At 36.4% G+C, this 12,491-nt stretch carries 15 protein-coding genes and 1 pseudogene; 9 read left to right on the forward strand and 7 right to left on the reverse strand.

Annotated elements, in window-relative coordinates; translation table 11 throughout:
• The first annotated feature begins 4 nt into the window (after positions 1-4).
• The 3 genes from MKY78_RS10615 to MKY78_RS10625 are packed head-to-tail and all read left to right on the forward strand — an operon-like array spanning position 5 to position 3,666.
• Entirely contained in the window at positions 5-1,126 is a 1,122-nt protein-coding gene (locus MKY78_RS10615) for an ABC transporter ATP-binding protein (RefSeq protein ID WP_339212416.1), read from the forward strand.
• Positions 1,123-2,826, forward strand: coding sequence for an iron ABC transporter permease (locus MKY78_RS10620; RefSeq protein WP_339212419.1), 1,704 nt, complete (start codon positions 1,123-1,125; stop codon positions 2,824-2,826). The genes MKY78_RS10615 and MKY78_RS10620 overlap by 4 nt, the downstream gene beginning before the upstream one ends.
• Positions 2,827-2,847: 21 nt before the next feature.
• Complete coding sequence (locus tag MKY78_RS10625; RefSeq protein WP_339212421.1) at positions 2,848-3,666, forward strand: HAD-IIA family hydrolase; 819 nt, start codon at positions 2,848-2,850, stop codon at positions 3,664-3,666.
• Here the strand turns inward: MKY78_RS10625 and MKY78_RS10630 are convergent.
• Positions 3,623-4,189: a glycerol-3-phosphate responsive antiterminator gene (locus tag MKY78_RS10630; RefSeq protein WP_339212422.1), complete on the reverse strand. Its 567-nt coding sequence runs from the start codon at positions 4,187-4,189 to the stop codon at positions 3,623-3,625. The two genes, MKY78_RS10625 and MKY78_RS10630, sit on opposite strands and share 44 nt — an antisense overlap.
• 198 nt (positions 4,190-4,387) lie before the next feature.
• Complete coding sequence (locus MKY78_RS10635; protein WP_339212424.1) at positions 4,388-4,933, reverse strand: tetratricopeptide repeat protein; 546 nt, start codon at positions 4,931-4,933, stop codon at positions 4,388-4,390.
• A gap of 114 nt (positions 4,934-5,047) precedes the next feature.
• Between MKY78_RS10635 and MKY78_RS10640 the strand changes: the two are divergent.
• The 3 genes and pseudogenes from MKY78_RS10640 to MKY78_RS10650 form a co-directional block, all read left to right on the forward strand.
• Positions 5,048-5,210 (forward strand): annotated as a pseudogene (locus MKY78_RS10640) (DUF523 domain-containing protein); the annotation flags it as partial.
• Between the two features lie 281 nt (positions 5,211-5,491).
• Positions 5,492-5,923 (forward strand): N-acetyltransferase, encoded by a 432-nt coding sequence (locus MKY78_RS10645; protein ID WP_339212426.1) that lies wholly within the window; start codon positions 5,492-5,494, stop codon positions 5,921-5,923.
• A 21-nt stretch (positions 5,924-5,944) separates the two neighbouring features.
• Positions 5,945-6,322, forward strand: coding sequence for a VOC family protein (locus MKY78_RS10650; protein WP_339212429.1), 378 nt, complete (start codon positions 5,945-5,947; stop codon positions 6,320-6,322).
• Positions 6,323-6,500: 178 nt separating this feature from the next.
• On the opposite strand, the gene MKY78_RS10655 is transcribed toward MKY78_RS10650, so the two are convergent.
• The 4 genes from MKY78_RS10655 to MKY78_RS10670 form a co-directional block, all read right to left on the reverse strand.
• Positions 6,501-6,983 (reverse strand): GyrI-like domain-containing protein, encoded by a 483-nt coding sequence (locus MKY78_RS10655; protein WP_186867973.1) that lies wholly within the window; start codon positions 6,981-6,983, stop codon positions 6,501-6,503.
• A 16-nt stretch (positions 6,984-6,999) separates the two neighbouring features.
• Positions 7,000-7,446 carry a VOC family protein gene (locus MKY78_RS10660; protein WP_339212432.1) on the reverse strand — a complete coding sequence of 149 codons (447 nt, stop codon included), beginning with the start codon at positions 7,444-7,446 and terminating at the stop codon, positions 7,000-7,002.
• 6 nt (positions 7,447-7,452) lie between these two features.
• Positions 7,453-7,842 (reverse strand): VOC family protein, encoded by a 390-nt coding sequence (locus MKY78_RS10665; protein WP_339212434.1) that lies wholly within the window; start codon positions 7,840-7,842, stop codon positions 7,453-7,455.
• A 76-nt stretch (positions 7,843-7,918) separates the two neighbouring features.
• Positions 7,919-8,671, reverse strand: coding sequence for an RNA polymerase sigma factor (locus MKY78_RS10670; RefSeq protein ID WP_186867976.1), 753 nt, complete (start codon positions 8,669-8,671; stop codon positions 7,919-7,921).
• 484 nt (positions 8,672-9,155) lie between these two features.
• On the opposite strand from MKY78_RS10670, the gene MKY78_RS10675 reads away from it, so the two are divergent.
• The 3 genes from MKY78_RS10675 (at position 9,156) to MKY78_RS10685 (ending at position 11,824) form a co-directional block, all read left to right on the forward strand.
• Positions 9,156-9,614 (forward strand): SAM-dependent methyltransferase, encoded by a 459-nt coding sequence (locus MKY78_RS10675; RefSeq protein WP_186867977.1) that lies wholly within the window; start codon positions 9,156-9,158, stop codon positions 9,612-9,614.
• 152 nt (positions 9,615-9,766) lie between these two features.
• Positions 9,767-10,777, forward strand: coding sequence for an aminoglycoside phosphotransferase family protein (locus MKY78_RS10680; RefSeq protein ID WP_186867978.1), 1,011 nt, complete (start codon positions 9,767-9,769; stop codon positions 10,775-10,777).
• Positions 10,778-10,903: 126 nt separating this feature from the next.
• On the forward strand, positions 10,904-11,824 hold the full coding sequence (locus tag MKY78_RS10685) for an LD-carboxypeptidase (RefSeq protein WP_339212440.1): 921 nt from the start codon (positions 10,904-10,906) through the stop codon (positions 11,822-11,824).
• 151 nt (positions 11,825-11,975) lie between these two features.
• On the opposite strand, the gene MKY78_RS10690 is transcribed toward MKY78_RS10685, so the two are convergent.
• Positions 11,976-12,272, reverse strand: a complete 297-nt coding sequence (locus MKY78_RS10690) for a hypothetical protein (protein WP_339212442.1) — start codon at positions 12,270-12,272, stop codon at positions 11,976-11,978.
• Positions 12,273-12,491 lie beyond the last annotated feature (219 nt).

The raw sequence follows: 12,491 nt of genomic DNA on the forward strand, positions 1-12,491 counted from the left end.
AAGTATGGGGTCAGTTGTAGTCGAGCAACTAAGGAAGGATTTCTCAGGGGTAACTGTACTTCAAAACATTGATTTGGACATTAAAGAGGGCGAATTCTTTGCCCTCCTTGGTCCATCTGGTTGTGGTAAAACAACAACTATGCGATGTATAGCTGGTTTTGAAAGTCCGACAAGTGGAACAATTAAAATTGGTAATAAAGATGTTGCGAAATTAGCACCAAATGATCGAAATTGCGGAATGGTATTTCAAAGCTATGCTCTATTTCCTCATATGAATGTCTTTGATAATGTCGCATACAGTCTAAATATAAAGGAATTACGTAAGGCGAACTTGTTTAAGAAAATCGGGGTTTATACAAGAATGCTTAACAGTAAGATTGTGAAATATCCGAAAGAAATTGAGAAAAAGGTTATGGATATTCTGGAGTACGTGGAATTGACAGATCATGCGAAAAAACTTACAAGTGAGCTTTCCGGTGGACAGCAACAGCGTGTTGCTTTAGCAAGAGCACTTGTTATGGAGCCCGAAGTATTACTAATGGATGAACCTTTATCCAATCTGGACTTGAAGCTCCGTCATACGATGCGTAATACAATTCGACGCATTCAACAGGATATGAAGATTACGACAATTTTTGTAACGCATGACCAGGAAGAAGCCATGAGTATGGCGGATAGAATTGCAGTAATGAAGGACGGAGAAATTCTGCAAATCGGCACACCGACTGATTTATATAGTAATCCGAAGACCTCATTTATTGCAGACTTCGTCGGTACATCCAATATCCTTCCAGGTAAGGTTGTTGCGAGTGAAAATGGTCTAACTACGGTTCAAGTAGGTAACCAACAGATTCAATCCGTTACGAAAACAAGTAAGGAAAATATTCAAGTTATAATCCGTCCGGAAAATATTAATGTGTTAAGTGAAGATTCTGAGGACACTAGTAATTCCTTTGAAGGGGTAATTCAATTTGCTACCTATCTTGGGTCAACGGTTCGATATGATGTGAAAGTTGGCGAACACCAGATAGTAGTGGACACCACCTATGAATCGGGTGCCAGTATTAAGAAAAATGGCTCCACTATTAAATTGGGCGTATCACCTGAAAGGGTGTTAATCATATGAACAGACTCAAACAAAACTTTACCGGAATTGGGTTAGTTAAGTTACTCATCTATGGATTCTTTCTATTATTTCTAATTATCCCATTGGTTTCGGTATTTCTTGTTAGTTTTACGAATGAGCCTATTAATGTATTCGGATCCCTGGTTAGCTGGGAACAAATGCAAATCTCCATTGATCAGTTTAAGAATGCTACATTAGATAATTTTAAATCAATATTTTCATATGGTAGTTATTTTCAAGGATTGATTAATAGTTTAAAGCTATCATTAATTGTTTCATTATGGGTGCTGGTAATTTGTATTCCGATTGCTTATGGAATTGCACGTACGAAGATGCCATTTAAAAAGACAATTAGTGCTTTATGTACAATCCCTCTAGTTATCCCAACGTTTATTTCTGCGTATGCATTCATTATTATGTTTGGACGTGCTGGATGGGTAACGTATATTTACGAAAAATTAGGTGGAGAAGGAATGTTACTGGATCCCTATTCCATGACTGGAATCGCTATTGTACAGATTTTCTTCTTCTTCCCATATGCTTTATGGCCAATGGTTGCTGCATTCAAAATCAGTGATGTATCACTAGAGGAAGCATCAAGAAATATGGGTTCAAAGGGCTGGTTAACGTTTATAACCGTTACTTTCCCATTAGCGCTACCAGGAATGTTATCAACTGCATTAGTTATTTTTGCAGTAAGTTTTTCAGACTTTGGTACACCAATAATTCTGGCACCAAGTGATTTGAATTTAATCGTGGTTGACGCATATCGTGAAATTGCTGGATTCTTTAACTGGGGTGGTGCTGCGATTCTAACAGTTATCATGATAGCAGTTGCCGGGGTTGTTTATTGGCTACAAAACTACCTATTAAAAGGGAAAAACTATGACACGTTATCGGGTAAACCGAAGAAAATTAAGCTAAGTGAAAATAAGGCACTGACGGTTCCACTTGCTATTTTCTCGGGCTTTGTCGTATTAATTCCAATCCTTGCGATGGGAACGGTATTCTTACAATCTATCGCAACAACATGGGGGAAAGATCCTCTACCTAGTGGTTATACGCTAGAACACTATCGAACTATTTTTACATCATCAATAGGAAACATTCAAAACAGCTTAATCTTAGCAGCCGGTGCTTTGATTCTTAGTGTGATTATTGCTACATTCGTTTCGTATTTTGTAGTACGTCAACGTTCTACAACGTTAGACTTTATGACTACTGTTCCACTAATTGTACCAGGGATTGCTTTTGGTATTGCGTTAATCCAAACGTTTAATACAGCCCCTCTACAATTAACAGGTACTGCTTTTATTTTAGTGATTGCCTATAGTATTCGTAGGCTACCGTACATGGTTCGTTCTACAGTGGGTACGATGAAGGCAATTAAACAAGATATTGAGGAAGCTGCGGTCAATCTGGGAGCAACTACGCTAACGGCTGCGATTACAGTTATTGGTCCGTTAATGTTACCAGGGATTGCTGCGGGTTCCATTCTAGTCTTTGTAACAGTAATTAAAGAAACAAGTATTTCTATCTTAATGGCCCCTGCGGAGTGGGCTCCAATGAGTTTAGCTATTTTCCAAAATGTAATGCGTGCGGAATATTATTCTGCAGCTGCAATGTCCGTCATTTTAGTTGTTATGGTCCTTGTTTTACAGGCCCTTGCGAATAAACTATCTGGGGGAAATAAATCATAGGTCTGCATAAGGAGGATTAGGGTGCAAAAGGGGTTTATCTTTGATTTAGATGGAACGGTTTACTTAGATAATAAATTAATTGATGGTGCAAGAGAAGCAATCCAGGAGCTTCGCGAACGTGGAGATAAGATAGTCTTTTTAACGAATAAATCTATTGAAACCATTCATGCCTATGTTAAAAAGTTAACCGGACTTGGAATTCATGTAAGGCGAGAAGATGTGGTGAACTCTAACTTTCTTACTGCGCGATACTTAGCATCCAAATTGAGTGAAGGTGAGAAAGTAATGGTGATTGGTGAACAACCACTCTATGATGAACTGATGAGTATGGGTATCCATATCTCAGAAGATGAATCGGATGTTAGCTATGTAGTATTAGGTTGGGACCGAGAATTCACTTATGATAAGTTGAATCGAGCTTTTCAGGCCTGGAAAAATGGCGCAATTGTCGTTGCAACGAATCCAGATAGAACCTGTCCGGTAGAGGGTGGGCAAATACCAGACTGTGGTGCTATGATTGGTGCGATGGAAGGAGCTACCGGGGAAAAAGTGGAGCTAATCCTCGGAAAGCCCTCCCCACTAGCCGCAAAATTTATAGTAGAGGATATCTTGGCTTTGCCTCCAAGTAACTGCTATATGGTTGGTGATCGGCTAGAAACCGATATCCGAATGGGAAATGATTATGGAATAAATTCAGTACTTGTTCTGACAGGTATTACAGAAAAAGGCATGCTGGAGCATGCCGATGATAAACCGCAATATGTGTTAAATAGTATTACTGAATTACCAGCAATAACTAGAGATCAAGATTCCAAAGCTTTGGATTCCCAGAAGAAATAGCTAAAGCTCCAGCTTTTAATCCATCATCAATTTGACTTTCCGAACTTACTAGCCCTCCTGCGATAATTGGCAGGTGGGTTAGTTTTGTTAAACTATCTATAATAGAAGGCATTATTCCTGGAAGCACTTCGATTGCATCTGGCTTACAAGAATGGGCTATTTCAATCCCTTTTTTCATTGCATTTCTATCAATCAAGAAAATACGTTGAATTGTCATAAGTCCTTCTTCTTTGGCAAATTTAATTAGATTACTTTTTGTTGTAATAATACCCTTTGGTTTCCAGACCTCGGCTATGTATTTAATGGCACTTTTCGTATTGGATAATCCATCAATAAAATCAACATGAATAAACGTTGTTTTATTATGTTTCTTTAATTCATCTACATACTGCTGTGTTGTCACTAAATCACCAGTTAACAAAAACACAATATTAGAATGCGACTTTGCTGCAGATTCTAAATGCTCCCCACGCTTCACAGAAGCAATCACCTGTGACTGAACCAAATCAACTATAGGATCCAAAACAATTCCCCCAAAAAGACAGATTAATAATGTATAAAATTATACATTGTTTAAAGGTGCCTGTCACTCCCCGATTTAAGGTGAAATTTGTCGAAAGGGAGATGTGTTAATGAGGATTTTTGCAGCCGCTTGATATGTTGTTAATGTTCAGCGAGTATAAAAACAAAAAAAGACGCGACCCCAAGTCGCGTCCCCAAATCAAGACACAGCATCCAACAACAAAGAAGAAGCCCTCTCATAATCACCCAACTTATGATAAACCTTAGCCTGCTTTTCCAATAACTTCTTATAAACATTCTCCTGATTAGGCCCCAGCTCTGCCAGCGCATTTTTATAATACTCAATCGCTAACGAAAAGTTACTATTCTCTGTCTCAATGTCACCTAAACAAATATAAGCCTCATACTTATATTTGTTTATGCTTGCTAATTCTAGAACATCTAAACATACTCGCCTAGCTTCTTCCAGTCCGCCTTTTTCAAAGTAAGTCTTGGCAAGTTCAATCTCTACATTGTTTCGTTGATTAGAGTTGTTCAGGTTATTGTACATGAAAATGGATTCCTTAAAGAATTGAATGGCTGTATCAAAGTCGCCTTCTTTTCGGTAAAGGATTCCTAAGTTATTGTAGACTCCTGCTTGGTTGACTTCATCCTCTTTTAAGGAGAAGAGTTCTTTTGCCTGTTCGAAGGATTTCATCGAAAGGGCATAGTTTTCTAACTGCATATAGCAGATGCCAAGTGTCATGTGTATTTGACCAAACTTATAGAAGGAATCTAATGATATGTTTAATTTAAGGTAGGAAACACTTTCATTAAAGTAGTCAATCGCTTTCTTATATTCCCCTTTACCTTCTGCATTGTTATCCTGAAGGAGAACAATCCATCTTGTGTTAGTTCCATGATTTATAATGGTGATTTCATTGGTGAAAAAAGTTAAGGGGATGGGTGTCACCTCCGCTTTATTAAAGAGAAATGGAATAAGTGTAATTTCAGAAGAGGATTTTGCTGAAACCTTTCTATAGCTTAAAATAGTAACTGTTTGTCCACAAATAACCCATGTAAAATGATCTAGAAAACTATAGTCGGTTTTCAAAGGCAAGTTTGGGAAATATTCTTCAATACGGTTACAAGGATGAAATAATCAAATTGAGAGGATCTTTATTTTTTGAATAAATATTTGATATATGAATCAAAAAGTAGCGTTAAAGATTTTCCTAACGGAGTATTATAGTGGAAAAACCTTCCTGTGGGAAGATTGTTATGATATGACAGGAACAAACGTTCTTGTTGGGGGGTGGTAATCATGCAAATCTCAAAAGATAACACAATAAACATCAGACTAGCAATACCTTCAGATACTAGTGAGGTGCTAACATTCTTTGAAGAGAACATAGAAATCTCTCATGATCATATTTATAACCGGGAATTTGTTTGTCCGGATGGGGTTAAAGCTGCTATTAGAAGAAAACAAATGTTAATTGCCAAAAAAGAGTATGGTATAGTCGGCGCTCTTAGATTTTACAAGAAAAAAACAGACGGTAGTATATCACTTTATCAATTTGCTATATGTAAAAATCATAGAAAGCAAGGTTTACTAAAGCAGATGCTTTCTAATATAAATACAGGCCCGGTTCGTGTTAAATGCCCGAAGCATTCATCAATGAACCATTATTTTGATAAAACAGGTTGGATCTTGCATGATGCAATAGGTGAACTCAATTGCTGGCAATTATAAAATGAAAAAAGGGGAATGTTGATGACTACAAAAAAAGGAAATATAAAATTAATACAAGCCGTATCTCTTTTTACCCCCAACTTGGATCAGTCAGTTGATTTTTACAAAAGTACATTTGGAGCAACGGAAATGTTCCGCTCTAATCAAACAGATGGTTCTAATATGGTGGGGTTACAATTCGCTAATGGGGAAACAGAGTTTGTTTTACATGATAGTGAAAATTTGAAGGAACCTGACATTGAAGTGTTAGTTGATGATGTGAAAGACTTCTATCATACCCATAAAAGCAACGAGAATATTCATTGGATACAACCCCCGTTTGAAAAACCGTTTGGCGGGCACCTTGCTGTTATGCGCACGATAGCAGATGATATTGTGTTAATAGTTGTAGGGCCATAATAAAGATATTTTTGCGAACTGCTTGTATAACACTCACGGTCTTCTGGAATAAAAGTCCCCCCTTGGTATTGAATAACCAAGAGGGAAAACGCTAGAATATATGGTTAGCCTACCAATATTCAGTCATTGCAATGGTTTTGATTTCTGATACCTTCGTTGGCAGCCAGCCTACTAAACATCAATATTTCTCTACCGCAATAAACATATCAATCTCATTATCCGGCTGCTCCCGCTTATATCGTTCGTCCCATAGCTCGAGATCATACCCAACAGGCATATAATTATTTGCCTTTAACCATCTACCATATAAATAATCATACGATTGTTGCAGGTCACTTTCTGGTCCTTTGTGTGTGTAGGCTACATAGGTGTTCTTAGCTATAGTATGGAGGATAGCGCCATCTGGAACATCTTCATCAGCCACTTCGTAGCCAATAATATTGGTAAACGTATCCTCATTCACATCGAATTGGTCCTTCATTGGATAAACTTGTATTAAATAAAAGTGATTCCCTAGCTTGTGCTGGAATAGGTCTGCATTTTCCTTCAGCTTTGACAATGTTTTGCCGACCAAATCCTGTTCCTTAACCTGTTGTAAATTTGCTTCAAATTGATATCCTGCCACTCGAAACGTGTCTTTCTCTATAACTTTCGGTTCCATTTTCAAAATCTCCCCTTTATCTGTTCTTTTCCAAGACAAGGTCCCTCTCCAGACTAAGCTTCGGCCACCCTCCCCAAATATCAATAAGATTACCATCGGGATCTTCTAAATAAAAATTAATCCCACAATCCCCTTGATCCTGTAGTTCTTCCACCACCACTCCGCGTTCTGTCAATTGTTTGTGGAGCTCCTCGATATTCGTAACTTCCAATGTGAGGAAACACTGTCTATTGCCATCGACTTCCTGATAATTTAAATTCAGCTTCTCTTTTGTTTTGATTAAAAATAATTGCTGCTCTCGGTTGATTTGGAGTTGCGCTTGTTTGGATGACTCATCTACTTCATTTAACAAGGTTAAATGAAGGTTGTTAACATACCAATCTGCGGATCGTTTAATATTAGACGCAGGAACATAAATGCAGTTTATCCCGACAACAGTTGGTGAGCTTGCCTCCTGTTTCAAAATGCTTCACTCCTTCTTAAAGTCTTTGTTTTCTACCACTACGCCAAATTTATTGCCTTCTAAATCGAAAAAGTCAAAACCAATAATTGGTCCATGCTCCTCTACATCCGTAACGGTTACTCCTTTTTGCTGTAGCGCTTGGTGGTAGGAATAAATGTCCGTAGTTGTAAAGTTATAATAGGCGTTCTGATAATTAGTGCTATCAGGAAACGTGGTTGGTTGCTTTTCCAGAACTCTCACTAAGGTTAAATATTGCCTCTGCTCCGAAAAGTAAAAATCCGCCCCTTGATTTTCAGGCCAAGTGCCTACATGGTGAAGGCCAAGCTTCTCTTTATACCAGTGAATAGCCTTTTCAACATTTAAAACGGGTACAAATACTGCTCCAATCCTTATCACGTGAATTCCTCCTTTATTTGATTTCATTTAATAAACGGATAGGTCATTAAAAACCTTACATCATAGATAGAAAAAATTAACCCGAAAGCTGACAGACCATAAAAACATTTCCATCCGGATCTGTAAAACGAAAACAGATCGATGTTTTGTCTCTGTTTATTTTTTCTATCTGAATTCCTTGTTCCAAGGATGCTAGGTAGGCCTCGTATATTAGATTTACGCTCTTTGATTGAAACCCTTTCATAAAGCTTTCGAATAGATTACTAGTCATGCTTTGTTTACTCGACTGGTTGAGTTTATAGAATTTGGAAGTTTCATCTGGTGATAAATGTGCATAGCGATTTAGTTTTTTCCTGGAACGGTGTAGGGTTGTGTGTACATTGGATTCCGAGTCTTTTATCATCCCAGCGGTTTCTTTAGCGGTAAATTGAAATACATCGACTAATAGAATGATTACAAATTGCTTGATTGATAAATATTCAGCTAGAATTTCCAAGGTTTCCCTAACGTTTATTGGATGTGATTTATCTTCTAAGTCAGCGAGGTCAACATGGTGTTCGGATAAGGATTCTGTAGGAAGAATTTTCTTACGCCTCTGATCGATCAGTGTATGTTTGGCAATTTGATAGAAGAATCGCTTGGATAGAGGTCTCTTAGGATTTTTTTTCAATGCTATGTAACTTTTCATTAACGTATCCTGCAGGAGATCCTCTGCCTCCCAGGAGGAAGTGGCCAAACTAATACAGTACTTTTTAATGTCCTCATAAAAGGGGGAAATCAGGGTATCAAATAATGAGTGATCAGGATCTGTAGATTGGTAATGATTCATTTTTTCCTCCAGTTTGAATTGAAGTGTAACTTGCCCTGAGAAGAGAAAACAAAGAAGGTGGATTGCAAGAATGAGATGACTCTGATAAAGAGTGAATTGCTTCTTTATATAGTAACGCTACACCAACTAACTTCTCATTAAATGAATGTATCTATTAACATAAGATTGATTGAGCATTAATATAGCTTTAGTTCCATAATAATCGTAATGAGATTAGTTTTATAATATTCATTATAATGAAAAATTAGCCAAATAACTAGAGTTAAAAGGTCTAAGCTGTCATTTATTTGTTTCGTCACCATGTAGACTACTTGGAGAAAAGGCATGAGCAGCAATTATGGCTCTTACCCAATGCCCTAATCTTCTTCCAATATAACTTTTTATTATACCTTTTGATTGAATATTTGTATTTTAATTATCCGTAAATGTATATTAAACTAACATTAATACAGAAAAAGAGTTTTTATAAAGGGGGAAATTGAATATGATAACGTTAAATCCAATTGGGCTTGCTTACAATGAAAGATACGAAATGGAAGATGATTATTGGGGTGGCGTAATTAGTAAGATTATATTAGATCAAACTCTTCCAGAAGAAGCATTATACGAAATTGAATCATTTTCTCACTTAGAGATTATTTTTCACTTTCATATGGTTGATAAAAATAAAATTATTAAAGGCGCAAGGCACCCTAGAAATGACATAAATCTTCCGAAAGTTGGCATCTTTGCTCAGCGTGGGAAAAATAGACCTAATCAGTTAGGTCTTACAACTGTAAGGGTAATTAAAAGAGAAGGAAGAGAATTATTTGTATCTGGGCTGGATTGCATTAACGAAACACCGATTTTGGATATAAAGCCCGTTATGAAAGAGTTTCTACCTAAAGAGTCGATAATCCAGCCTAAATGGTCTCACGATATTATGAAAAACTACTGGAGTTAAATAGTTACCCTCTTGTATTCTCTAATAATGCAAGGATTGTGATAAAATATGCCTAAACTAACTTAGCAGGCCATTTTAACAAGAAGAAGATTAAATTGGAAACGGTATCATTAATGTAAATAATCGTAAAGAATAACCTGGGGGAGTATTTTATGACTGCTGAAATAATTTTTGCATCAAATAAATTAGGATACATAAAGGATGAACAGTTAGAATTAATGCTTACTAAATTTAATTTGGGTAAACTTATTTCATCTAAAAAAACTGACAATGGTGCAATGGGTCAAACCATGTTCGTCACATCAACGGAAGGGAATTTTGTTTTGAAGGGAAACCCACTTTATAAAGGGCAGTTGATTGAGGAACGGTTCTTTATAGAAAACCTTGAAGAAAGAACCAGTGTACCAGTCCCTACACCATATATAATTGACAATTCTGAGGATATCTTTGGCTGGAACTATTCTATTATGCCACTACTTAAGGGCGACCATATAAATTCAAATCATCTGAAGACAGTTCTTAAATTTGAAGATAAGATAAAGATAGCTGAATCGATTGCTAGAACCTTGTCATCTTTTCATAAATGGAAAGTGAATGATTTTGGTGAGCTTAACACGGAAACCTTAGAGATAACTCCTTTTAATAATTCTTATACTCAATGGCTTTTTAGGAGAATAATGTTTTGGGTAGAAGATGCAAAGAAGTACTCAGTAATAAATGATAGTGATATCGATTGGGTTAAGTCTTTATTAGATGAATCCGAAAAGGAATTTAATAACTTTTCTTCTCCCACATTTGTAATGGGAGATTTTAAGCCTGGGAACTTTTTGGTACATCTAGGAGAGAATGGCTGGGAAATAAGTGGTGTATTTGACTTTACAAATTCTTATTTTGCTGATCCGATTTCTGATGTAATAAAGATGGTTACGTATTATATAGATAACAACGAAAGAGAAATTGCAAAGCACTTAATGAATATGTACTGTAGTCAATTGGAAGAAAGAAATGCTATAAAAAAGCGTTTAAAGGTGCATATGCTTCATCAAAGAGTGTTAGATTGGGGGAGTGCAAAAGCAACTAAAATGGTTACTTGGGATGATGAACTTTCATTTTCTAAATGGACAGAAGCATACACTGATGTAATTGAAAGTCTTATAGAGTAATACAGCAAATATTAAATAGTTGAACCATTTAATCAGTAGTTATCGTGAATATGACATATTTCAAATCATCTTATAATATCTTTTAGTGTCGATAAATTTTAATGCTGGAGAGAGGGAGTGGGAAATATGGCAATCAGACCCCCTTTGTTACAAAGAGGAGATACAATTGGATTAGTTACACTTGGCAGCCCTCTTGATGCGAATATTATTAATACTAGAGTACAAGTCTTGAGAAATATGGGCTTTAATATCGTTTTTGGTAGGCATGTTTATTCTTATGATGGCATTGTATCGGCATCAGCTCAAGAAAGAGCAGATGATTTAATGAATATGTTCAGGGATCCGAGTGTCAACATGATACTTGCCACCCGCGGAGGGACTGGAGTTCAGACCATCCTTCCTTATTTGGATTTTGATGTTATAAGACAGAATCCTAAAGTTATATCAGGTTATAGTGACATAACAGTATTATTAAATAGTTTGTATCAATTTAGTAATTTAATCACGTTCCATAGTTTAATGCTTATTGACTTTAGACCAGAAACACCTGCGTATAACTTCAATCAATTTTTTGAAGCAACGTCTACGTTAACTTCCCCTAGGATAATTCAAAATCCCCCCAATTATGCCCTAAGGAGCTTAGTACCAGGAAATGTAACTGGACCTATAGTAGGTGGAAATATGACTTCGTTAGTAAATGCACTCGGTACACCATATGAAATTAACACACAAGGAAAAATACTATTTTTAGAAGAAACTCATTCTCCAACTACAATGGTCTTTAGGTATTTAACACAACTATTAATGGCAGGTAAATTTCGAGATTGTCTTGGTATTATTATGGGAGAGTGTACTAATTGTCCGGTATCGTATCGTACAACGTATGAAGATTTAATTAATGCTCTACTAGTTCCCTTAGGAAAACCACTTATTACCAACCTTAGTTCAGGGCATGGCTTATATAAAGCTGCCATTCCAATCGGTGCCAATGTAAATATAAATTCAACAGAAAGTACCTTGACTGTGATGGAACCAACCGTTTTTTAGTGGTTGGGAGTTTTTGTTTAGTGAGGACGTAAACAAAAAGCTGCTTTTCTTAAACACCATAGGCCAAAATGCTACATAAAGAGAAATAAACATTTCCTTCTGTCTTACTATCTTGCGCCTGTTTGACCAATACATATCTACCAGAAGTTCTTTAATCTTTTCTATATACAAGTCTAAAATCGTGATTCCAGTTTAAACCGTCATCTGATTTTTCCCATGTGCTTTTTATTGAATCGCCAGTCTCATTGATTCTCCCAACAAAACGCTGGTAAAAATCAAATGGAGAAAAATCAGCTGTATCCCGCCACAACTTCCAAATATCGTTCTCTAAACTCATGTGATATAGACGAGTTACCCCTCGTGAATCAAAGTAATGCTGTACGTAATTTCCAGTATTAGAATCGTAGTTATACACAATCGTGCTACTTGGGAACTCAGATTGTTTCATCGTAGTTCGCTGAACCATATACTTCTCATTTTCCATCCAATCAAATATTGTTTGTCCAAAAATCGATTTGGTTTGGAAATGTGGGTGAATAAGTTCTATTTTCTATCGCTATATTACGATCTAAATTGTTCATCAATAATCTCCCTTGATTTCTTAAGTTTTCTGTTCAAACTCAATAGTAAATTAATTCCTTGGCTTTCTTTATTAAGTTAATGTTAT

Source organism: Ornithinibacillus sp. FSL M8-0202 (genome assembly GCF_037975285.1).
Lineage (GTDB): Bacteria > Bacillota > Bacilli > Bacillales > Amphibacillaceae > Ornithinibacillus > Ornithinibacillus massiliensis.

Coding starts and splice junctions, on each gene's coding strand:
- MKY78_RS10670 (WP_186867976.1), bottom strand. CDS start 8,671: ATGAATCATTACCAATCTACAGATCCTGATCACTCATTATTTGATACC.
- MKY78_RS10650 (WP_339212429.1), top strand. CDS start 5,945: ATGACTACAAAAAAAGGAAATATAAAATTAATACAAGCCGTATCTCTT.
- MKY78_RS10620 (WP_339212419.1), top strand. CDS start 1,123: ATGAACAGACTCAAACAAAACTTTACCGGAATTGGGTTAGTTAAGTTA.
- MKY78_RS10675 (WP_186867977.1), top strand. CDS start 9,156: ATGATAACGTTAAATCCAATTGGGCTTGCTTACAATGAAAGATACGAA.
- MKY78_RS10685 (WP_339212440.1), top strand. CDS start 10,904: ATGGCAATCAGACCCCCTTTGTTACAAAGAGGAGATACAATTGGATTA.
- MKY78_RS10615 (WP_339212416.1), top strand. CDS start 5: ATGGGGTCAGTTGTAGTCGAGCAACTAAGGAAGGATTTCTCAGGGGTA.
- MKY78_RS10655 (WP_186867973.1), bottom strand. CDS start 6,983: ATGGAACCGAAAGTTATAGAGAAAGACACGTTTCGAGTGGCAGGATAT.
- MKY78_RS10635 (WP_339212424.1), bottom strand. CDS start 4,933: ATGACACTTGGCATCTGCTATATGCAGTTAGAAAACTATGCCCTTTCG.
- MKY78_RS10645 (WP_339212426.1), top strand. CDS start 5,492: ATGCAAATCTCAAAAGATAACACAATAAACATCAGACTAGCAATACCT.
- MKY78_RS10690 (WP_339212442.1), bottom strand. CDS start 12,272: ATGAAACAATCTGAGTTCCCAAGTAGCACGATTGTGTATAACTACGAT.
- MKY78_RS10680 (WP_186867978.1), top strand. CDS start 9,767: ATGACTGCTGAAATAATTTTTGCATCAAATAAATTAGGATACATAAAG.